General features: G+C 49.8%; 15 protein-coding genes. All 15 read left to right on the plus strand.

The genetic code is table 11. The features are described from left to right. Positions 1-957 (plus strand): polysaccharide pyruvyl transferase family protein, encoded by a 957-nt coding sequence (locus tag D7I37_RS15525; protein WP_095096638.1) that lies wholly within the window; start codon positions 1-3, stop codon positions 955-957. Further along, positions 954-1,943 carry a glycosyltransferase gene (locus tag D7I37_RS15530; protein WP_231922134.1) on the plus strand — a complete coding sequence of 330 codons (990 nt, stop codon included), beginning with the start codon at positions 954-956 and terminating at the stop codon, positions 1,941-1,943. Before D7I37_RS15525 ends, D7I37_RS15530 begins: the two co-directional genes overlap by 4 nt. Positions 1,944-2,075: 132 nt before the next feature. Beyond that, positions 2,076-3,578, plus strand: a complete 1,503-nt coding sequence (locus D7I37_RS15535) for a hypothetical protein (RefSeq protein WP_095096641.1) — start codon at positions 2,076-2,078, stop codon at positions 3,576-3,578. A 350-nt stretch (positions 3,579-3,928) separates the two neighbouring features. Continuing rightward, positions 3,929-5,695 (plus strand): type I secretion system permease/ATPase, encoded by a 1,767-nt coding sequence (locus D7I37_RS15540; protein ID WP_061798494.1) that lies wholly within the window; start codon positions 3,929-3,931, stop codon positions 5,693-5,695. Between the two features lie 48 nt (positions 5,696-5,743). Beyond that, positions 5,744-7,075: an HlyD family type I secretion periplasmic adaptor subunit gene (locus D7I37_RS15545; RefSeq protein ID WP_129543961.1), complete on the plus strand. Its 1,332-nt coding sequence runs from the start codon at positions 5,744-5,746 to the stop codon at positions 7,073-7,075. A gap of 2 nt (positions 7,076-7,077) precedes the next feature. After that, positions 7,078-8,454 (plus strand): TolC family outer membrane protein, encoded by a 1,377-nt coding sequence (locus D7I37_RS15550; RefSeq protein ID WP_061798498.1) that lies wholly within the window; start codon positions 7,078-7,080, stop codon positions 8,452-8,454. Positions 8,455-8,676: 222 nt separating this feature from the next. Then, on the plus strand, positions 8,677-9,693 hold the full coding sequence (gene galE, locus D7I37_RS15555; RefSeq protein ID WP_061798500.1) for a UDP-glucose 4-epimerase GalE: 1,017 nt from the start codon (positions 8,677-8,679) through the stop codon (positions 9,691-9,693). A gap of 590 nt (positions 9,694-10,283) precedes the next feature. Beyond that, a complete protein-coding gene (locus D7I37_RS15560; protein WP_129543962.1) occupies positions 10,284-11,696 on the plus strand; it encodes a mannose-1-phosphate guanylyltransferase/mannose-6-phosphate isomerase in 1,413 nt (470 codons plus the stop codon). Positions 11,697-11,710: 14 nt separating this feature from the next. Continuing rightward, the gene (gene cpsG, locus D7I37_RS15565) at positions 11,711-13,084 is read left to right on the plus strand and encodes a phosphomannomutase CpsG (protein ID WP_129543963.1); all 1,374 of its coding nucleotides are present in this window, start codon (positions 11,711-11,713) and stop codon (positions 13,082-13,084) included. Between the two features lie 11 nt (positions 13,085-13,095). Beyond that, complete coding sequence (locus D7I37_RS15570) at positions 13,096-13,881, plus strand: ABC transporter permease (protein ID WP_165283136.1); 786 nt, start codon at positions 13,096-13,098, stop codon at positions 13,879-13,881. Next, positions 13,881-15,098 carry an ABC transporter ATP-binding protein gene (locus D7I37_RS15575; RefSeq protein ID WP_129543965.1) on the plus strand — a complete coding sequence of 406 codons (1,218 nt, stop codon included), beginning with the start codon at positions 13,881-13,883 and terminating at the stop codon, positions 15,096-15,098. Before D7I37_RS15570 ends, D7I37_RS15575 begins: the two co-directional genes overlap by 1 nt. Beyond that, positions 15,095-16,390 carry a bifunctional 2-polyprenyl-6-hydroxyphenol methylase/3-demethylubiquinol 3-O-methyltransferase UbiG gene (locus D7I37_RS15580; RefSeq protein ID WP_129543966.1) on the plus strand — a complete coding sequence of 432 codons (1,296 nt, stop codon included), beginning with the start codon at positions 15,095-15,097 and terminating at the stop codon, positions 16,388-16,390. The genes D7I37_RS15575 and D7I37_RS15580 overlap by 4 nt, the downstream gene beginning before the upstream one ends. Next, on the plus strand, positions 16,390-20,034 hold the full coding sequence (locus D7I37_RS15585) for a glycosyltransferase (RefSeq protein WP_129543967.1): 3,645 nt from the start codon (positions 16,390-16,392) through the stop codon (positions 20,032-20,034). Before D7I37_RS15580 ends, D7I37_RS15585 begins: the two co-directional genes overlap by 1 nt. A 101-nt stretch (positions 20,035-20,135) precedes the next feature. Further along, complete coding sequence (locus tag D7I37_RS15590) at positions 20,136-21,281, plus strand: glycosyltransferase family 1 protein (RefSeq protein ID WP_061798506.1); 1,146 nt, start codon at positions 20,136-20,138, stop codon at positions 21,279-21,281. Beyond that, positions 21,274-22,404, plus strand: a complete 1,131-nt coding sequence (locus D7I37_RS15595) for a glycosyltransferase family 4 protein (RefSeq protein ID WP_129543968.1) — start codon at positions 21,274-21,276, stop codon at positions 22,402-22,404. Before D7I37_RS15590 ends, D7I37_RS15595 begins: the two co-directional genes overlap by 8 nt. Positions 22,405-22,570: the final 166 nt, after the last annotated feature.

The raw sequence follows: 22,570 nt of genomic DNA on the forward strand, positions 1-22,570 counted from the left end.
ATGGAAAGAATGCAAACTTTAAAAGATAACTTGTCCGTTATTGAAAAGGTTATACCTAAAGGTAGCGAAATAATTTATCTTGATTATCCCTTGCATTTGAATGTTGGTGATTTATTGATTCTCAAAGGGGCAGAGCAATTCTTTAAAGAGAATAATTATAAGGTCATTTCTCGTCACTCTGACCATACCAGCATGCATTTTGTCGAGCAGACTGATTCTATTCCGGAAAATGTTATTATCGTCCTTCACGGCGGTGGGAACTTTGGCGATCTTTATCCAGCGCATCAGAGGCTTCGCGAAGCCGTTGTTAAAAAATACAAGAAAAATAAAGTGGTTATCTTACCGCAAACTGTCCATTTCAAAGAGAGCAGCAACCTGATAAAGTCGGGTGAGATATTTAAACAGCACCCTAATCTGACGATTTTTTGTCGAGACACCAATAGCCAGGAGATCCTTAAAAAACACTTCTGCGATAATGTGTTCCTCTGCCCTGACATGGCGCAATCACTGTGGAACATTTTCCCTCAACAAAAAGAGGGTGATGTAAAAAAGAAAACCATGTGGATGATCAGACGAGACATCGAAAAAACCGATCTCTCTGTTCTGGGTGAAAATGCCGATCCCAATGAGTTCGTAGACTGGTACGATATTTGTTCAGACGGCGACCGTCGTTTTATGAAGACTATGCACCTGTTCGAAAAATTGAACAAACGAATTCCAGGAAATCTCTTCCCAGCTAATACCCTTTGGTATTGGTATACGGATAAATTAGTTGCTCGTGTTAACTCTCTTTTCATGTCTCATGAGTCAGTCGTCACTTCACGTATGCATGGTCACATCCTGTGCTGTTTATTGAAAATGCATACCCAGCTTATCGATAACTCTTATGGCAAGAACTCTGGTTACTATGAGTCCTGGACGAAGGGTGTTCCTGGTTGTGAGCTGATTAAAATATGATGATATCCAACGATTCCGTAAAAATCTCGGTAGTTATACCTGTTTATAATGTCAAGAAATATGTAAAACAGGCGGTAGACTCTATTCTTGCCCAGTCTGTGGCCCCCTATGAGGTCATCATTGTAGATGATGGTTCTACCGATGGTTCCGGCGACTTGCTTGAAGAACTCTATGGTCATCTTGAGGTTGTCAAGATCGTTCATACGACAAACCATGGTTTAGGTGAGGCGCGTAATGAGGGCAGCCGTCATGTGACCGGTGAGTTTACCTATTACTTCGACTCGGACGATATCGCGGTTCCGACATTGTTGGAAGAATTTATGCTGGCATATCAGCGTAATTCTGACCTGGATATCTTCTGTTTCTCGGCAGACTCCTTTTTTGACACGCCGAACAACTCCAATCAGCCATTGCCGTTCTATACGAGAAAGATGGATAAAGATTTTCCTGATGGTGTTGCCGCGTTCAACACCTTGTCGGCGTATGGCACATTCTATCCTAATGCCTGGATGTATGTTTTTCGTTCTAATTTACTTTCTAAGCATGATCTAAGATTTAAGCCTATAATCCATGAAGATGAAGAGTTCACGCCTCGGTTGTTCTTCAAGGCTGGGAAGGTCACAGCATCAAATAAAATCCTGTTTAAGCGCAGAGTGCGAGCTGGTTCTATTATGCAAAGCAATCGCAATGAGAAAAATGTGATTGGTTATATTGAGAGTATTAATGCATTAGAGTTGCTACGAAGCGCAAGTGAAAGCAAAAAGACAAAAAAACATCTTAGCGATAGAATTTATACTAACATTATCACCATCTCAAATATTATTGAATGTGGTCACATATCTCTTACTGATGATCTTAATGTTAAACTTGTCGGAATTAAAGAAAGAAACAAGAGTGTGTTGATTTATCTGGCTAAACTAAACCCTCGTGTTTATAGATTGTTTTATTTAATCAAACGTAGGTTAACCAGGCCAATCTACGCCTAAGCCTAAGAAGTACCATTTCAGGTTTAGCCCTTATTAATAATGTAAGGGCTTTTAAATTCACAAAAAAGGATTTAATCTCTTTTGTCATTGACCTCAGGATGCTCAGCTTTTTATATTTATTTTGGAGGTAACATGAAATTATATCCTACTGCAAATGTTGGCGCTTATAGTCTTTCCTGCTTGTTTTTTATCGTGAGTTCACTGCCAATGTGTGCAAAAGCGGCTGCGACTCAAGCTCAATATTATGCAGAGATGAAGAAAACCCGTGAAGACCTAAGTGATGACACTTCAACATATGTCTATAATAAGCTTATGAAACGTGAGCTTTCACGCAGTTCGGACAATGATGGTGTAGATTTTGGTGTACACGGGATGGAAATACCCGCGGTTAAATCGACGGGTGATTTGAAAGCGATCGATAAGGCATTTGAACTTCTATCTCGTACCGGGGTAAATAGTTTACGCAGTGCAGAAACCGCGTGGCACCGAGTCGCTGATGCTAATGGGGACCCTACTAATTTTAAAGAGGTCGATTTCCAACTGAAGGAAGCTAAAAAGTATGGCATGAGTCATAATTTCCTTTTCGGTTACCCACCAGCAAAATACACAGTTTCTCATAATAAACTTTCTGCTGTTGATCCCAAGTATTATGACAAATATAAGAATTACCTCAATGTCACCTTAAAACATCTTGAAGGTTATGATGTCAAATATGCTGAGTTAGGCAATGAGGTGGATGCGCCGAGCGTTTGGTGGATTAAATCGACCCCGGCGATGTATGTCAATGAGATGAAAATGCTCAAAGAAGCCATTCAGGCCTCAGGGCAAAATATTAAAACGGTGGCTTTTGCAGCGACATACTCACGTTCAGAGTTTAAAGGTGGGTTAGACGGCGGCCGGAGATTTGTCGATAAAAGCTTTAAGCTCGGTATAGATAAGTATGCGGATGCTTACTCTATTCACCACTATGTTTTCGGCGCGGATAATTTGCCTGGCTATATGCGGGATATGGCGAACAAATACGGGGGCGGCAACAAACCTATCCTGGATACGGAACAGCTCGATACGGCCTCGACGGGTCGATATCAGTCAAATCCGTATGACCTGGTGAAGCTATTTGCACGCGGTTTCTATTTCTATGATATGAAAAGAGTCGATTATTATTTGGCTCAGGATCGATTCTTGAACGGCAAGCTGTACTACTTCGGTTTGTTTGACGAGAACTGGAAGCCTAAATTACGCTTACTGGCTTATGCCATGGCAGTCGACGCAATGAAAGGGAAGCACTTGCTCTATATGGCTAGCCCGCAGAAAGACGTTGAGGCCTATGTTTTACAAGCCAACCCTAACACCAAGGGTAAAAAATACACGATTCTCATGTGGAAAAACCCGCCCAAAAATGCGCGCGTAACGCCGGCTACGGTTACCGGGATTAGAGGCAATGTCTCTATCGAACAGTGGAACCTGGATGTTGAGAATAAGGCGGATATTTCGCAGGGAATTAAAGTAGACGATAAACCCATTGCCATCTATACCGACGAAAAACCGGATTGGCAAACGGTCAATAAGTCATCATTTGCCGCCAAGTTGCCGGCCATGGCCGTCAGTCGCTCCCCGATGCCAAATGACAAATAAATTACGTGACCGAGAATTTTTGATGTAAAACGCAAGTGAAAAATTTTTAGCTGTTGACCTAACGAGGGCAGAGTAAAACTCTGCCCTTTTTTTATTTTTTAAGCGTTGCCCCGCAGTCAAGCCCTTTCTTATTTTCCGACGGTATCCCGGGTTAATCATTAACCATGTAACGTTATAATTTTTTTGTCTTTCTTCCCTCCCGACCTTGCCTAATCTCAAACCCTCTACCATAGTTAATTCCAGTTCTAGCACTCCGTTTCAGCAGATTGTTTTATAACCTGTTGAGAGGGATTTTGCCGGGTTAAGCCATTAACTGTAAACAGTAAACCATAGGTTTAAGAGGGATTAGTGTGACCCCAACGTTACCCTATAATGAAATTGCAGCCGTCGTGCGCGCTCGCAGCAAGGTGTTCTGGACCTTGGGTATTTTTACTGCGTTAATCAACCTGCTTATGTTGGTCCCGTCGATTTATATGCTGCAGGTCTATGATCGCGCGCTCCCCTCGCGGAATGAAATTACCCTGTTGATGTTGACGCTTATTATGCTGTCCATGTTTGGCGTAATGGCATTGCTGGAGTATGTGCGCAGCATGGTGGTCATTCGCATTGGCAGCCAATTGGATATGCAGCTCAACACGCGAATTTATACCGCAGCCTTTGAGGCTAATCTGAAAAACGGTTCTTCAGATGCCGGGCAAATGCTGAACGACCTCACCAACGTACGGCAGTTTTTGACCGGCAGCGCGTTGTTCGCCTTCTTTGACGCCCCGTGGTTCCCGATCTATTTGCTGGTTATCTTCCTGTTTAACCCGTGGCTGGGCCTTTTCGCGTTGGTCGGCTCGCTGTTGCTGGTCGGGTTGGCGGTGTTGAACGAATGGCTGTCGCGCAAGCCGCTAGGCGAAGCGAGTAAGCTGTCAATTATGTCCAGCAGCCTGGCGAGCACCAACTTGCGTAATGCGGAAGTGATCGAAGCGTTGGGGATGTTGCCGAATTTAAAGCGGCGTTGGTTCAACCTGCATAAAAGATTCCTCAATAACCAGCGAATCGCCAGCGAGCGCTCGGCGCGCGTGACCTCCATAACCAAGTTTGTGCGGCTTTCTTTACAGTCCCTGGTGCTGGGGCTGGGCGGCTGGTTAGCGATTGATGGGCTGATCACGCCCGGCATGATGATCGCCGGCTCTATTCTGATGGGGCGCACGCTGGCGCCTATCGAACAAGTCATTAACGTTTGGAAAAGCTACAGCTCTTCCAAACTCTCATATAACCGCCTGGTTCAATTATTAAATGCGTATCCGCAGCGCGGGGAGGGGATGTCATTGCCGCGTCCTCAGGGCGCGTTGTCCGTTGAGAACGTGACGGCAACGCCGCCGGGCTCGCAAGCGAATGCCGTGCTGCACAACGTCAGTTTTGCGCTGCAGGCGGGGGACGTGTTGGGCATTATCGGCCCGAGCGCTTCGGGAAAGTCAACGCTTGCTCGGCTGTTGGTAGGGATCTGGCCCGTCTCTGCAGGCATAGTCCGGCTCGATGGCGCCGACATTTATCAGTGGAATAAGGATGAACTGGGTCCTTATATCGGCTACCTGCCGCAAGACATCGAGTTATTTGCCGGCACAATCGCCGAGAATATCGCCCGCTTTAATGACATCGACTCGGAGAAAGTCATCGAGGCCGCCCAGCTGGCGGGCGTGCATGAAATGATCCTGCGCTTTCCCAACGGCTACGACTCGGTCATTGGCAATGGCGGCGCCGGGCTTTCCGGCGGGCAAAAGCAAAGGATCGGTTTGGCGCGCGCCCTTTATGGTTCCCCGTCTCTGGTGGTGTTGGATGAACCCAACTCCAACCTTGATGACATTGGGGAACGCGCGCTCAATATCGCCATACAGACGCTGCACCAACGTAAAACGACGGTGGTGTTGATCACGCATCGCACCAATTTGCTCTCGATGACCAACAAGCTGCTGGTGCTGACTAACGGTCAGGTAAATGCATTTGGCACTACGCAGCAGGTTATACAGGCGCTGTCACAGGCACAAAAAGCGCCGGCGCAGCAGCCGGTGGCCCAAGCGGTGAACAGTGAGCTTGAGCAGGAAAATTTGCCAAAAACACAAACCCATTAACATGAGTTTTATTTCGACGTTTTGTCGGCAGCGGTCAAAGGAGCAGTAATGTCTACGCAGATTAATGAGGCAAAGGGCTCATATATTAGCGAAATGCCTCTGGATGAAAGGCGCTATACCCGTATGGGATGGCTGGTCATCCTGATTGGGTTTATTGGTTTTCTGGCATGGGCTGCATTCGCACCACTGGATAAAGGGGTTGCATCATCCGGCTCGGTGATTGTATCCGGCAATCGTAAAACGGTGCAGGCGCCGGCGAGCGGCATCATTAACAATATTCTTGTGAAAGAGGGCGAAAAGGTTAAAGCCGGCCAGATATTGGTGCAGCTAAGCCAGACGCAGGTTCAGGCGCAGGTCGATTCATTGCGCGACCAATATTTCACCACCTTGGCGTCGAGCGGACGGCTGTTGGCGGAGCGCGACGGTCTGAAAAGCGTTACTTTTTCCCCGGTGCTCCAGGCAATCCAGACGCAGCCGCGTGTCGCTGAAATACTGGCCCTGCAAAATCAGCTGTTTGTTTCCCGGCGCCAGGGGCTGCAAAGCGAGATCGATGGTTACAGGCAAGCCATGGATGGGATCCGTTTTCAACTGAAAGGTTCACAGGACTCGCTGGTCAATAAGAAGATCCAGCTATCAACCTTGCGTGAGCAAATGAACAGCATGAAGTCGCTGGCTGCCGACGGGTATTTGCCGCGAAACCGCTATTTGGAAATTCAGCGCCAATTTGCCGAAGTTAACGGCAGCATGGATGAAAGCCAGGGGCGTATCGGCCAATTGCAAAAACAGCTGCTGGAAACTCAACAAAAAATCGAACAGCGTATGGCGGACTATCAGCGCGAGGTCAGAACGCAACTGGCGCAGACGCAGATGGAATCCAGTGAATACCGCAACAAACTCGAAATGGCGAACTTTGACCTGGGCAATACCGCCATTACGGCGCCGGTCACCGGTACGGTGGTTGGGTTGAGCATCTTTACCCAAGGGGGCGTCGTCGCGGCGGGGGATCACCTGCTGGATGTTGTTCCAAGCCAGGCGAACCTGGTTGTCGATGCTCGCTTGAAAGTTGAACTGATCGACAAGGTTTATAACGGGTTACCGGTCGACCTGATGTTTACCGCTTTCAATCAAAATAAAACCCCGAAGATCCCGGGTACGGTGACGTTGATTTCCGCTGACCGCCTGGTGGATAAGGCCAATGGCGAGCCGTATTACCAAATGCAGGCTACCGTTACGCCGGAAGGCATGAAGATGCTGAATGCGGAAGAGATCAAGCCAGGCATGCCGGTCGAGGTGTTTGTTAAAACGGGGTCGCGCTCGCTGCTGAGTTATTTGTTCAAACCTATTTTGGATCGCGCTCATACTTCATTGACTGAGGAATAATTTTGATTCGATTAAAACGACAGGCTGCTGGTCTTGCCATTAGCACCCTATTGTTTGCGATTTCTGCGCCGGTATATTCAATAGGGATTTTAGACGCATATTCGCTGGCACTTGAGAAAGATCCGACCTTCAGGGCGGCGATAAAAGAGAAAGAGGCGGGGGACGAAAACGAAAATATCGGCAGGGCGGGGCTGCTGCCGAAGGTGTCGCTCAATTACCAGAATTCGCCGCGTAACTGGCAGACGCAAAAGTATCCGCAAAGCGATTTTTTTGGCAACGTCTCAGAGACGACCAAGCGCCAGCAATACCGCAGTTACTCCAGCTCGGTAACGTTGACGCAGCCGCTGTTCGATTATGAAGCCTACGCGCGCTATAAGGCCGGCGTCGCCCAAACCTTGATGTCGGATGAGCGTTACCGCGGGAAATTGCTGGATCTTGCGGTGAGAGTGATCAGCGCCTATGTCGAAGTGGCCTATTCCAAGGATCAAATCGCCTTGGCCGAAGCGCAAAAGGCGGCTTACAAAGAGCAGCTGACGTTGAACGATCGCTTGATGAGTGCGGGCGAAGGCACCATTACCGACGTTTCGGAAACCCAGGCGCGCTATAGCCTGGCGGAAGCCCAGGTGATCGAAGCGCGTGATGCGTTGGATTCGGCCCAGCGTGAGCTGGAAGTGATTATCGGCATGCCGTTGGATCAGGTCGATGAGCTGCAGGTATTGCGCCCGGGGAAATTCCAGGTAGCGCCGCTTATCCCGTCAAAATTTGACGAATGGCAAAAGATTGCTTTGGAGAATAACCCCGCGCTGGCGGCGTCCCGTCACGGCGTTGATGCGGCGAAATATGACGTGGAGAGAAACCGGGCCGGCTTTATGCCGCAGGTGCAGCTCTACGCTTCGCACTCGGAGAACGATTCCAGCAGCGATAACACGGTAAACCAGAAATACCGTACCGACAGCATCGGCGTGCAGGTCAGCATGCCTATCTATTCCGGCGGTGGGGTTTCGGCGTCGACCCGCCAGGCTGCGGCGCGATACGGCCAGGCGATGTATGAGATGGATGCGCAGACCGGCACTACGCTGAACGATTTACGCAAGCAGTTCAATCTGTGCATCAGCAGCCGCGCCAAGCTGGCGGCTTATGAACTGGCGGTGAAATCTGCGACCACGCAGGTGACGGCAACGCGGCAAAGCGTGCTGGCTGGGCAGCGCGTTAACGTTGACGTGCTCAATGCCGAACAGCAGCTGTACAGCGCGCAAAAGGATCTGGCCTCGGCGAAATACACTTACATCAAATCGTGGATCACTCTGCTGAGCGACTCGGGAACGCTGGATGAAAACGACGTGAAACGCGTAGCGCAATATTTCGCGCGTTCGCGCTAGCCCGCGCCATGCGCGACAGAAAGAGCAGCGTTGCGCTGCTCTTTTTTATTGCGGCTGAGCGGAGGAGTGAAGGCGAATTTCCCCGATAACCATTTGACTTGAAACGGGTTGTCAGCCTCGGTTGGCGCAGCGCCTTCGATCCGGAAGCTTCTGACTGACTTGCTGGTCAGAATGGAGTATAAATCATAATTTCAGCGCTATGGGAGCGCGTAGGGAGTTGTTATGGCGATTTTAGTCACTGGCGGTGCCGGTTATATTGGTTCTCACACGGTACTGGCCTTGCTGGCGCGTGGTGAAGAGGTGGTGGTGTTGGATAATCTGTCGAATTCGTCAGAGGAATCCTTGTCTCGCGTGGCAAAATTGACGGGCAAATCCGCTGCGTTCTATCAGGGGGATATTCAGGATGCCGCATGTCTGAATGGCATCTTCAGCGATCATGACATCACCGCAGTGATCCACTTCGCGGGATTGAAGGCGGTCGGCGAATCGACGCGTAAGCCGCTCGAGTATTATCAAAACAACGTAGCCGGCACTTTGGTGTTGCTGGATGCGATGCGCCGGGCCGGAGTACACCGCTTTATCTTCAGCTCTTCAGCCACCGTGTATGGTGCCAACTCTCCGGTGCCTTATGTGGAAACCACGCCAATCGGCGGCACCACCAGTCCTTATGGCACCTCCAAGCTGATGGTGGAACAGGTCCTGCAGGATTTTGCTAAAGCCGAGCCGCAGTTCTCCATCATCGCCTTGCGTTATTTCAACCCGGTGGGCGCCCATGAGTCGGGCATGATTGGCGAAGATCCTAACGGCATTCCCAACAATCTTTTGCCGTATATCTCTCAGGTGGCGATTGGCAAGCTGGAAAAACTGGGCATCTTTGGCGGCGATTACCCCACCAAGGACGGCACCGGCGTTCGCGATTACATCCATGTGATGGATCTGGCGGAAGGCCACCTGATGGCGATGGATCACTTAAATAAGATTGAAGGGATCAAGGCGTACAACCTGGGCGCCGGGGTAGGGTATTCCGTGCTGGAGATGGTGCAGGCGTTTGAAAAAGCGTCAGGCGTCGCTATCCCCTATCAGATATTGCCGCGCCGCGACGGCGATCTGCCGGCATTCTGGGCCGATGCCAACCTGGCGAAAAACGAGCTGGGCTGGGAAGTTAGACGCGGCGTTGATGAAATGATGCGCGATACCTGGAATTGGCAAAGCAAAAACCCGCAAGGCTACCGCAAGTAACGTTTCCCGATCCCTCAAATGCATGATTGCGGTCAGAAGACTGCAGTCATGTATCCTATAAGATATATCCTCATTTGCTATCATCGATAAAATGACAATTATAATAACTATTTGATTGATAATGATTTTGTATGTAATGAATTTTTTTCTGCATGTTTAATGAACGTTCATTTTCAGATAAGCCTGAAAGAACAGATAATGTACAGGTGTTTTGATAGGTAAGGTGATAGCATACGCAGCAAAAATATTTATGCTGTTAGCCTATATACCCCGTCAGGATGACAAATGTGTGACACCGCGTGCCATACAGGGGGCCATCGCAACGGGCTTGTATAGAAAATTTTATTTAATATCAGTCAGTTGGTAGCTGTTGAGCCAAGGGCGGTAGCGTGCTTTTCGCTGGCGCCGATGACAGCTGGGTTTATCACCTGTGCAGGTGTTGAAACTGTAACGATAGTGATGAGTCGTTCTGCTGGCTTTTAGCCGGTGAATTGAAAAGACAATAGTAAGCGCAGCAATTGAACGTGATGTATTGGCTTAAGTGGTTGTATTGCTGGAGCTATCTAGCTGAGCGTTATAAAGGATAAAAAATGTTACTACCCGTAATTATGGCAGGCGGCACTGGTAGCCGCTTATGGCCGATGTCCCGTGAACTTCACCCTAAACAGTTTTTGCGTTTGCACAGCTTGCACTCGATGTTGCAGGAAACGTTAAAACGACTTGATGGGGTGGAAATCGGTGAGCCTGTCGTAATCTGTAACGAAGACCACCGTTTTATGGTGGCTGAGCAACTGCGTCAAATCGACATGTTGTCCCATAATATCATTTTGGAGCCTATTGGCCGCAATACGGCGCCGGCTATCGCCTTGGCGGCCCTGAATGCCGTTGCTCAGGGGCAAGATCCCATCATGTTGGTGTTGGCTGCAGACCACATCATCAAAGACAACAAGACATTCCATCGCGCCATCGAGGCGGCGATGCCTTTCGCGGCGAAGCAAAGCCTCGTCACCTTCGGCATTGTGCCGACCGGCCCGGAAACGGGTTATGGCTATATTCAGCGCGGCGAACCCTGCGGTGAAGACTCGGTGGCGGCGGGCGTAAAACGCTTTGTTGAAAAACCCAATCTTGCCACTGCCCAAAGCTATGTGGATTCCGGTGAATATTTATGGAACAGCGGCATGTTCATGTTCCGCGCCAAACGCTATCTGGAAGAGCTGGAGAAGTTCCGTCCGGACATTCTCGAAGCCTGCCGTCATTCTCTGAATGAGACCGAATGCGATAAAAACTTCATCAACGTCAATCGAGACGCTTTTGCCGCTTGCCCGGAGGAGTCGGTTGACTATGCGGTGATGGAGAAAACCCATGATGCCGTAGTGATCCCGCTTGATGCCGGCTGGAGCGATGTCGGCTCATGGTCTGCATTATGGGAGGTGAGCCAAAAAGACGATGCGGGTAACGCATTGACCGGTGATACCTTCCTGCACAACACCCACGATTGCTATATCAACACCGACGAAAAGCTGGTGGCTGCCGTGGGGGTGGACAACCTGGTGATCGTTAACACTAAAGATGCGGTGTTGGTTGTTGATAAATCGAAAGTTCAGGATGTTAAGAAAGTTGTAGAACATCTGAAGAAACAAAAAAGAAGCGAATACAGAAGACACCGCGAAGTTTATCGCCCATGGGGCATTTGCGACATTTTGGTGGCGGAAAAACGCTTTAATGTGAATCGCATTACCGTGAATCCGGGAGAGGCGTTCTCTCTGCAAATGCATCATCACCGTACAGAGCACTGGGTCGTACTTTCTGGTACGGCAAAGGTAACAACCGGGGATAAAACGTTCTTGCTTACTGAAAATCAGTCAACATTCATTCCTATCGGGGTCATTCACCGTTTAGAAAACCCAGGGAATATTCCCTTGGAGCTGATCGAAATCCAATCGGGCTCTTATTTAGGGGATGATGACATTATCCGTATTAAAGATCATTACGGTCGTTGCTAATTTTTGAGGTTTTAATGAGTACCTTAACTTGTTTTAAAGCATATGATATTCGTGGGCAGCTTGGCGAAGAGCTGAATGAAGACATTGCCTACCGTATCGGCCGCGCCTATGGCGAATACCTGAAACCCCAGCGCGTGATTGTGGGCGGGGATGTGCGCCTGACGAGCGAGGCGCTGAAGCTGGCTTTGGCTAACGGGCTGCGGGATGCCGGTGCCGATGTATACGATATCGGCATGAGTGGAACAGAAGAAGTGTATTTCGCCACTTTCCATCTGGGTATGGATGGTGGCATTGAGGTTACGGCTAGCCATAACCCAATGAATTACAACGGTATGAAGTTAGTTAAAGCCAATGCCCAGCCGATTAGCGGTGATACGGGCCTATTGAATATCAAGCAACTGGCGGAAGACAACAATTTCGCGCCGGTTGATGAAAGCCGGCGTGGCAGTTACCAGACTCTTTCTGTCCTGAACGAGTATGTGGATCATTTGCTGAGCTATATTGATGTGGCTGAGTTGAAACCGATGAAACTGGTCATCAACTCAGGTAATGGCGCGGCCGGCCACATTATCGATGAGATCGAGCGTCGGTTCAAACGTGATAATATCCCGGTCTCTTTCGTCAAGGTTCACCACCAGCCTGATGGCCATTTCCCTAATGGCATTCCCAACCCGCTGTTGCCAGAGTGCCGCGCCGACACCGCCAAAGCGGTAGTTGAGCATCGGGCGGATATGGGCATCGCCTTCGACGGCGATTTTGACCGTTGTTTCCTGTTTGATGAAAAAGCCACCTTCATTGAAGGCTACTACATCGTTGGCCTGCTGGCCGAGGCTTTCCTTCAGACTCACCCCGGTGCCAAGATCATTCACGACCCTCGCCTTTCCTGGAACACGATTGACATTGTCAATCAGGCCGGCGGCGTACCGGTTATGTCGAAAACCGGGCATGCCTTTATCAAAGAACGCATGCGCAAAGAAGACGCTATCTACGGCGGCGAGATGAGCGCGCATCATTATTTCCGCGATTTCGCGTATTGCGACAGCGGGATGATCCCATGGCTGCTGGTCGCCAGCCTGCTTTCAGCCAAAGGCAAAGCGCTGAGTGCATTGGTGAAGGATCGCATGCGCGCCTATCCGGCATCCGGCGAGATTAACCGCAAGCTGCTTGATGCCAAGACTGCCATTGATCGCGTTTTGAACGTCTATAAAAATGATGCTCTGGTTTTTGATATGACTGACGGTATTAGTCTTGAGTTTGATGAATGGCGTTTTAATTTGCGCACCTCAAATACCGAGCCTGTCGTGCGTTTGAACGTTGAATCAAAGGGGAACGTTGAACTGATGCAGAAGAAAACTAAAGAGATTCTGGCACTCTTAGGCGGAGAATAACAATGAAAGAGATGTTATTAGCCATCTACGGTTATCGGGGGTTCATTTGGAGCAGTATTAAACGGGACTTTCAGTCCCGTTATCAGACCAGCATGTTGGGGGCGCTGTGGTTGGTATTGCAGCCGTTAGCCATGATTTTGGTTTATACGCTGGTATTTTCCGAGGTGATGAAGGCCAGGATGCCTGATAACTCTGGTCCTTTTGCTTACAGTATTTATCTGTGTTCCGGGGTGCTGACGTGGGGTCTATTTACCGAGATTCTTGATAAGGGTCAAAGTGTATTTATCACCAATGCCAACTTAATCAAAAAACTCAGCTTCCCGAAAATATGTTTGCCGGTCATCGTTACCGCATCGGCGGTTTTAAACTTTGCCATCATATTCAGTTTGTTTTTGGTCTTCCTTGTTTTTACCGGTAATTTCCCAGGGGTTTTATTCTTCTCCGTGCTGCCGGTTTTGGCACTGCAGGTCCTGTTCACCGTCGGGCTGGGAATGACATTGGGGGTGATGAACGTATTCTTCCGCGACGTCGGGCAGTTTGTAGGCGTATTGCTGCAGTTCTGGTTCTGGTTTACACCTATCGTCTACGTATTGAATTCGCTGCCGGAATGGGCAAGAAAATCACTGATGTATAACCCAATGGCTCGGGTAATGCAGTCATACCAGTCGATATTTGCCTATCATCAGCAACCTAACTGGTACTCATTATGGCCGGTATTGGTACTGGCAATAATATTCTGCGCGTTTGGGATGAGACTGTTCAGGAAGCATGCTGCAGATATGGTGGACGAGTTATAATGAGTTATATCAAAGTACATAATGTTGGCAAAGCATACAAACAGTACACCTCTAAAACCGGGCGCCTGGTTGAATGGATTTCGCCATTTAATACCGTCAAGCATAAGCTGAAGTGGATCCTGCAGGACATCAGTTTTAACGTTGAGCCTGGCGAAGCGCTGGGTATTATTGGGATCAACGGCGCAGGTAAAAGCACATTATTGAAGTTGATTACCGGCACTGCCAAACCCACCTGCGGCGGCATTGCTCTTTCTGGCCGTGTGGCCGCGCTGCTGGAGCTCGGGATGGGCTTCCATTCTGACTTTACTGGCCGCCAGAATGTTTATATGTCCGGGCAGTTGCTGGGTATTTCCGTCGAAAAAATTACGGAACTGATGCCGGAAATCGAAGAGTTCGCCGAAATCGGCGATTATATCGATCAGCCAGTCCGTGTTTATTCAAGCGGTATGCAGGTGCGACTGGCATTCAGCGTTGCAACGGCGATTCGGCCGGATATTCTGATTGTCGATGAGGCATTGTCCGTCGGCGACGCCTATTTCCAACACAAAAGTTTCGAGCGGATACGCGAGTTTCGCAAGCTAGGCACTACGCTTCTGCTGGTTTCACATGACAAGCAGGCGATCCAAAGCATATGCGACAGGGCTATTTTGCTGAATAAAGGCAGGATAGAGATGGAGGGCGAGCCGGAATCCGTAATGGATTATTATAATGCGTTGCTCGCCGACAAGCAGAACTTGTCTATTCGCCAGGTTGAAAATAACGGAAAGTTACAGACCCGTTCCGGCTCGGGTGAAGCGAGCATCACCGATATTCGTCTGTTGAACGATGAGGGTGAAAGCATCGAGGTGGCGACAGTGGGGCAGCCTGTTAATCTGCAGGTTAAAGTGCATATCAATGAGGCGCTTCCCGAACTGGTTGTGGGGTATATGATTAAAGACCGATTAGGACAGCCGGTTTTTGGCACCAATACCCATCACCTGGGGCAGCCGCTGTTTGAGCTGAAAGAGAATGATTCTAGAACCTTTTCATTTGCTTTTTCAGCCAACTTGGGCGTTGGATCCTACTCGGTTGCGGTCGCTTTACACACGTCTGGAACTCACGTTGGCAAAAATTACGAATGGCGCGATTTAGCGGTCGTTTTCAACGTGGTGAATTCAGACGAGAAAGAATTTATTGGAGTAGCCTGGTTGCCTCCTAAGTTGGAGATTTTTGAATGAGTGATGATTTCTATCGCGTTTTTGAGGAAAAGCATCGGGGTAGCGTACAGGACATCAAACAACGCTTATCCGTGTACCTTCCTTTCATCACGGCGTTGGCAAAAATTTACCCTTCAGCTGAAGTTGTCGATGTGGGCTGTGGGCGTGGAGAGTGGCTCGAAACCTTAAGGGACAATGCTATTCCGGCCATGGGGGTCGATCTGGATGATGGCATGCTCGAACGCGCCTTGCAGGTCGGCCTGAACGTGAAGAAGATGGATTGCCTGGACTTTCTCCAACAGCAGGCAGACGCCAGCCTGCTGGCCATTACCGGTTTTCATATTGCCGAACATCTGCCCTTTGAGGTTTTACAGTCATTGGTCAAAGAGGCTCTGCGAGTGTTAAAACCTGGCGGCCTGCTGATTCTGGAGACGCCGAATCCTGAAAACGTGAGCGTCGGAACCTGCTCTTTTTATATGGATCCCACCCACAACCATCCGCTGCCCCCCGCGCTGCTTGAGTTCATTCCAAACTATTACGGCTTTCTGAGAACCAAGATACTGCGCCTGCAGGAAAAATCCGCGTTGAGAGACTCGGACTCGTCGGTTTATTTGGTCGACGTGTTGAAAGGCGTCAGCCCCGATTATAGCCTGATTGCCCAGAAAGAGGCCGACGAGTCGATTGTCCGCGAGTTAGATTCTTATTTCGATAAAGAATATGGGATTACTCTCGATGGCCTGAGCGATCGCTATGACCAACGCTTGCAGAGTCAATTTAAGCGAGTGGATAAGGCGCAGCGTGCGCAGGCGGCGAAACTTCACGACATGGGCAATCAATTGGAGCGCGTCCGGCACCAATGGGATAAATCGCATCAGGAACTGATGGCGGTACATGTCCACAATCAAAGCTTGCAGCAACAACTCATTGATGTGCATGCCAGTAATTCTTGGCGTGTGACTTATCCATTACGGTGGGTTTCTTGTCAGCTGCAGGCTGTTCGGGATGAAGGCATCAAAGCCCGGGGCCGCAAGGCGGTCAAAAAGGTTTTGAGAAAAACGATCAATACGACTCTCGGCCTGTTCCATGAGCATCCAAAGTTCAAAGGCTTTGTGCTCTCCAGCGCTAGAAAGCTGGGCGTATACCGGTTGCTGCAATCTGTTTTCCGACGCGTTTTGAATTCCGCGCCTAACTATCACGCCGATCTTATGGCGAATGAACGTCATGTTGTTTATCAGGAGAATATGACGACCAGGGCCATTGATCTGTATGAACAGTTAAAGAACGCAAATAATAAGAAGCACGGAGAGTCATAATGCGCATTGTTATTGACCTGCAAGGGGCACAAACGGAAAGCCGCTTTCGTGGGATTGGTCGCTATACTATTTCGATCGCCAAGGCGATTATCCGCAACAACAGCCAACACGAAATCTTTATCGCTTTGTCCTCATTATTCCCGGAAACCATCGCCGACCTGAAGGCGCAGTTTAGTCGCCTGGTTCCGGCCGAAAATATCGTGGTTTGGTATGCGCCTGGCCCGGTGCGAGCGATGGAGAGGCACAATGCCTGGCGGGGCGAATGCGCGGAGTATGTTCGCGAGGCCTTTTTACACAATCTTGAACCTGATGTTGTGTTTATCACCAGCTTGTTTGAAGGGCATGTGGATAACGCGGTGACCTCGATCGCCAAATTCACGCCTAAAACAAAAGTGGCGGTGTTGCATCATGACCTGATCCCATTGGTGCAATCGGACGTATACCTTCAGGATGAAGTTTATAAAGAATACTACCTTAAGAAAGTCAATTGGCTGAAGAAAGCCGACCTGCTGCTCACCAACTCGGACTACACCTCTGCCGAGGTGATGGAATGGTTGGATGTCCCCGCAGACAAGGTGTGCACGATCTCTGCTGCGACAGAGGAGCATTTTGTTATCAGCGAGGCATCAGACGATGAATTTTCCGCTTTAAAACAGCGATACGGCATTACCCGCGATGTCGTGCTGTATGCTCCGGGCGGTTTCGATTCCCGTAAAAACTTCAAACGTTTGATTGAAGCCTATAGCAAATTGGCGCCGGCATTGCGTGAAAAAAACCAGTTGGTCATCGTCAGTAAGCTGTCGGACAGCGATCGCAGCTACCTGAGGTCTATTGCTCAAAACGTTCAGCTGCGTGAAGACGAGATGATCCTGACCGGGTATGTGTCGGAACAAGATTTGGTCGTTTTTTATCAGTTGGCCAAGCTGTTTGTTTTCGCTTCGCTGCATGAGGGGTTTGGTCTGCCGATTTTGGAGGCCATGACGTGCGGCGCGGCGACTATCGGCTCTAACGTAACCAGTATTCCGGAAGTGATAGGCTACGCCGACGCCTTGTTTGATCCTTATTCAGTGGAATCAATTAAAGAGAAGCTTCATCAGGCGTTGAGTGATGAGGTTTTCCTCGGCAAGCTTAAGCAGCACGCGATGGAGCAGGCCGGCAAGTTCTCGTGGGACAAGGCGGGAATTACCGCCTTGGCGCGCTTTGAACAATTGGTTTCCGATGGCGGAGAAGTGATGCCCGAGACGGTAACATCATCGCAATTGATTGCCGCCATCTCCGCGATCGCATGCCGCGAAGAACCTACAGATAACGATTTACGCTCCACCGCCGAAGCGATGGACCGCAATGCCAAACGGTTGGAACTGCAGGGGATTGATTTGGCTGCGTTGTCCTGGCGTGTCGAAGGGCCTTATGACAGCTCCTACAGCTTGGCTCTGGTGAATAGAGAATTCGCGCGGGCGCTCAGTCGGGATAATGTTGAGGTTTTATTGCACTCAACGGAAGGGCCGGGCGACTTTGCTCCGAGTGAAGCCTTCCTGAATGATGAGAACAACGCGGATCTGAAAGCATATCATCAACGGGTTCAGCAACGGAGCGATAGGCCGGTTAACGTATTGAGCCGCAACCTCTATCCGCCACGCGTCAGTAACATGAAGGCCGATGTGAAGCTCCTGCATTGCTATGCCTGGGAAGAAAGCGGTTTTCCGCAAGGTTGGATCAACAACTTCAACCGTGAGCTGGATGCGATCCTTTGCACCTCCGAACATGTACGTAAAGTATTGATCGATAATGGCACCAAGGTTCCCGTGTTTAACGTAGGGAACGGGTGCGAGCATTGGGAACGCATTCAGTCCGCGCAGCAACCGCAGCTGAACGCCAAGACATTCAGGTTCCTGCATGTTTCTTCGTGTTTCCCGCGCAAGGGCGTTCAGGCGATGCTGGCGGCTTATGGCGCCGCATTCACCGCCCAGGATGACGTTTCCCTGATCATTAAAACCTTCGCTAATCCGCACAATGAAGTGCAGGCTTGGCTGAAGCAGGCCCAGAAGCAGCATGCCAGCTATCCTGACGTCATTATCATCGAACAGGATATGCCGGAGCAGGAGCTGAAGGCGCTCTACGAGTATTGCGATGTGTTGGTGGCGCCAAGCTGCGCCGAAGGGTTCGGCTTGCCGATTGCGGAAGCTATGCTGAGCGGCTTGCCGGCGATCACCACCGATTGGAGCGGGCAGCTTGATTTTTGCACGCCAGAAAACTCGTGGCTGGTCGATTACCGTTTTGAGCGCGCGAACACACACTTTGGCCTGTTCTCTTCGTCATGGGTCGGCGCCGACGTCGAGAATCTGGCTGAGGCAATGAAACAGGCCGCCGCTACCGACAAGACGCAGCTATCCGCTATGGCGGCAAAAGGCCGCGAGCTTATTCTCCGTCAGTTTACCTGGGACGATGTCGCCCAGCGATCGGCCGCGGCGGTCGGCGCGTTGCGTAAGCATTTCGACGTCGCGCAAGAGGGCGCCCGCATTGGTTGGCTTTCGACCTGGAATACCAAATGCGGCATTGCCACCTACTCGCAACATCTGGTCGCTGACATGCCGAGCGATCAGATCGTGATTTTCGCACCGACAGCGAATGATCTGGTTCATGCGGATGAAAGCAACGTTCTGCGGAGCTGGGTGGTTGGCAAAGAAAACAACTATCTTGATGCCCTGGATGCGCAGATCGAAACGCTGCGTTTGAATACGCTCGTTATCCAGTTCAACTACGGGTTCTTTAACCACCGCGAGCTATCGGCCTTCATCGAAAGGCACCACCAGGCGGGCAGGGTTATCGTTATGGCCATGCATTCGACGGTCGATCCGCTGGAAAAAGAGCCGCACTGGAACTTCCGGTTGTCAGAAATGGTCGACGCGCTGAAAATGTGCGATCGTTTGCTGGTGCACTCTATTACCGACATCAACCGCCTGAAACAGCTGGGTCTGGTCAATAATGTGACCCTCTTCCCGCACGGGGTGATTAATTATCCCGCCAAGGCGCCGGTGGCCGCCAAACGCAATGCGCTGCCGCTGGTGGCGAGCTACGGTTTTTGCTTGCCTCACAAAGGGTTGAAAGAGCTCATCGAAGCGGTGGCCTACCTTAAAAAGGTGGGTAAACCTATCCGCTTAAGGTTGGTTAATGCGGAATATCCCGTCAGTGAATCCGCCGCCCTGGTGCGCGAGCTTAAAGCGACGGCGGCTAATCTGAAGGTTGAAGATCTGGTCGAGATGCATAACGATTTTCTGGATGACAAAGAAAGTCTGCGTTTGCTCTCTGATGCCGATCTGCTGGTCTTCGCTTATCAAAACACCGGCGAGTCAGCCAGTGGTGCGGTACGCTACGGCATGGCGACGCATAAGCCCGTGGCGGTGACGCCGTTAGCCATCTTTGACGATCTCGGCGATGCCGTCTTCAAATTCGAGGGCGCCTCGGCAACGGAGGTGGCCGAGGGCATTGCCGAAATTATCTCTGATATCGCTAAAAACTCGGCGAGTGCAGTTGAAACACAGCGCCGTGCGGATGCATGGTGCGAACAGCATGATTACCATGCCGTCGCCAGAAGGCTTGAAAATATGTGTACGGGTTTGTTAAGAGCCAAGCACTTCAAGTAGCCCCTGGGTTTTAGCCCTTTCAATGCAGCAGGCGCCGTTTTGCCCTGCTGCATTGTATCTATATGCTGAAAGCATAAATATTCCATGGAATATGACCCTAGATGAAAATAATTCTTTCTGTTGAGCCCATCAAGTTTCCGCTAACGGGCATAGGGCGTTATACCTATGAGTTGGCAAAGGGCTTGCAAAGCAGCAACGAAATTGAAGAGCTTCATTTTTTTTCCGGCACTCACTTTTTATCAGATATTCCCACAGCAAAAAATACATCTGATGGGAGTCACCGGTTAAAAAAAATTGTGCAGAGCAACTCTCTGGCGATTGAGGCCTATAGATTGCTGATGCCGCGCCTCAAAAAGAAGGCGCTGCGTGGCTATGAACGTTGCCTTTTCCATGGTCCTAACTTTTTTCTCCCTCCCTTTGATGGCCCCTCCGTCGCAACGTTTCATGATCTTTCTCCGTTTAAATGGGAACACTGCTTCGATCCCAAAAGGAACCGTTTTACCCAGAAAGAAATGTTAAGCGCATTGTCCCGGGCTAATGGTCTTATAACGGTATCGAACTATATCCGTAACGAGATTCATGAGTATTTTGACTACCCGCTTGAAAAGATTCACACGGTCCATTTGGCCAGCTCTCCCGATTTTTACCCGCGCAAGGCGGAGCAGGTATCCAGCATTTTAAAAAAATTTGGCTTAGCCTATAAAGGCTTCACCTTATTTGTTGGTACCATTGAACCGAGAAAGAACATCCTTTCTTTAATCCACGCCTATAGAAACCTTCCGGGTGAGCTACGCACTCGTTATCCGTTAGTTCTCTCTGGCTATAAGGGATGGCGCAATGATGACATCATGCAGGAAATCGAACGAGGGCAGCGTGAAGGCTGGCTCAAATACCTGGGATTTGCCGCCGCGGAGGAATTACCGCTGTTGTACTCTGCCGCCAGCCTGTTTGTTTTCCCTTCGCACTATGAAGGCTTCGGGCTGCCGGTGCTGGAAGCCATGAGCTCAGGAACCCCGGTAATCTGTTCTAACAGCTCCTCGTTGCCGGAGGTGGTGGGCGGCGCGGCGATGACCCATGCCCCGGAGGATGTCAGTTTATTAACGGAGCTCATCACCAGGGGCCTGACGGATGAACAGTGGCGCAAAGAGGCTGTCGAACTAGGGTTGTCAAATGCAGCAACGTTTTCCTGGCAAAGTTGCACTCGCCAAACTTTAGACGTTTATCAAAAACTGGCCAATAATGATTAAAGTACTCCATTTCTATAAAACTTATTATCCAGACTCTTTCGGCGGCATCGAGCAAGTGATATATCAGCTTGCTGAAGGCGGTGTCGAGAAAGGCGTCTCGACGGATGTCCTGTCCGTGACGCCTGCGGATAAGGATAGTTGCGAAGTTATTTCACAGCATACTGCCCATAAAGTCAGACAAGATTTTAGCATTGCGTCTAACCCTTTCTCGCTTCGCGTCATAAAGAAGTTTAAAGAGCTCAGCGAACAAGCGGATATCATTCACTACCATTTCCCATGGCCTTACATGGACCTCGTGCACTTCCTTTCGGGGGTCAAGAAGCCGACGGTGGTTAGTTATCACTCTGATATAATTAGACAAAAAAACCTGCTGCGGCTTTATAAACCGCTGATGCACCTGTTTTTGCGCAAGGTAGATTGCATTGTTGCGACATCGCCGAACTATGTGGCCACCAGTGACGTATTGGAGACCTTTAAAAACAAGGTCACCGTAATCCCGATAGGCCTGGACAAAGCGACGTATCCCGTACCGGAACAGAGCCGGCTAGATAAATGGCAACGGCAGATCGGTCAGCCGTTCTTCCTGTTTATCGGTACGCTGCGCTATTACAAAGGTTTGCATATCCTGCTTGAGGCTGCCATCGGTGCAGACTACCCGATCGTGATTGTCGGCGCCGGGCCGATAGAAAGTGAGTTGCGCGAGCAGGCCCAAAATTTGGGGCTGAAAAACGTTCATTTTCTTGGGGCGTTGCCGGATGAGGATAAAACGGCACTATTGATGCTGTGCTACGGCATTGTGTTTCCTTCACATTTGCGTTCCGAAGCGTTTGGCATATCGCTGCTGGAAGGCGCCATGTACCGAAAACCCATGATTTCCAGTGAAATCGGCACCGGTACCACCTTCATCAATATCGATAACCAGACCGGATTGGTGATCCCTCCGTCGGATCCCTCCGCCTTGCGAAAAGCCATGGATAAGCTGTGGGGCAACCCTCGGTTGGCAGAGCAGTTCGGCAATAAGGCGTATGAACGCTACGAGGAAATGTTTACTTCAAAGCAAATGGTTGAGGAGTATACGAAAATCTACAGGTCGCTGCTGGCACGCCAAAATGAGCCCGGCTGAAGCCGGCCGGCCGGTGCCCTGTCGGCTTGAAGCGGTTGCTTGTTTTGTGAGCTCCGTCAGCCAGTTACTGAAAATTTAAACGAGATATGTGACCTATCGCACCAATCACTACCCACACGTATCAATCCTGAGTTAACATGTTTGCCACATCAAAAACCTGTTGGCC

It is taken from the genome of Serratia sp. 1D1416 (assembly GCF_003641105.1).
GTDB classification, from domain to species: Bacteria; Pseudomonadota; Gammaproteobacteria; order Enterobacterales; family Enterobacteriaceae; genus Serratia; species Serratia ficaria.

Bases quoted from the DNA above. Each gene is read 5' to 3' on its own strand.
- D7I37_RS15525 (WP_095096638.1), top strand. From the start codon at position 1: ATGGAAAGAATGCAAACTTTAAAAGATAACTTGTCCGTTATTGAAAAG.
- D7I37_RS15530 (WP_231922134.1), top strand. From the start codon at position 954: ATGATGATATCCAACGATTCCGTAAAAATCTCGGTAGTTATACCTGTT.
- D7I37_RS15535 (WP_095096641.1), top strand. From the start codon at position 2,076: ATGAAATTATATCCTACTGCAAATGTTGGCGCTTATAGTCTTTCCTGC.
- D7I37_RS15545 (WP_129543961.1), top strand. From the start codon at position 5,744: ATGTCTACGCAGATTAATGAGGCAAAGGGCTCATATATTAGCGAAATG.
- galE (WP_061798500.1), top strand. From the start codon at position 8,677: ATGGCGATTTTAGTCACTGGCGGTGCCGGTTATATTGGTTCTCACACG.
- D7I37_RS15560 (WP_129543962.1), top strand. From the start codon at position 10,284: ATGTTACTACCCGTAATTATGGCAGGCGGCACTGGTAGCCGCTTATGG.
- cpsG (WP_129543963.1), top strand. From the start codon at position 11,711: ATGAGTACCTTAACTTGTTTTAAAGCATATGATATTCGTGGGCAGCTT.
- D7I37_RS15570 (WP_165283136.1), top strand. From the start codon at position 13,096: ATGTTATTAGCCATCTACGGTTATCGGGGGTTCATTTGGAGCAGTATT.
- D7I37_RS15575 (WP_129543965.1), top strand. From the start codon at position 13,881: ATGAGTTATATCAAAGTACATAATGTTGGCAAAGCATACAAACAGTAC.
- D7I37_RS15580 (WP_129543966.1), top strand. From the start codon at position 15,095: ATGAGTGATGATTTCTATCGCGTTTTTGAGGAAAAGCATCGGGGTAGC.
- D7I37_RS15585 (WP_129543967.1), top strand. From the start codon at position 16,390: ATGCGCATTGTTATTGACCTGCAAGGGGCACAAACGGAAAGCCGCTTT.
- D7I37_RS15590 (WP_061798506.1), top strand. From the start codon at position 20,136: ATGAAAATAATTCTTTCTGTTGAGCCCATCAAGTTTCCGCTAACGGGC.
- D7I37_RS15595 (WP_129543968.1), top strand. From the start codon at position 21,274: ATGATTAAAGTACTCCATTTCTATAAAACTTATTATCCAGACTCTTTC.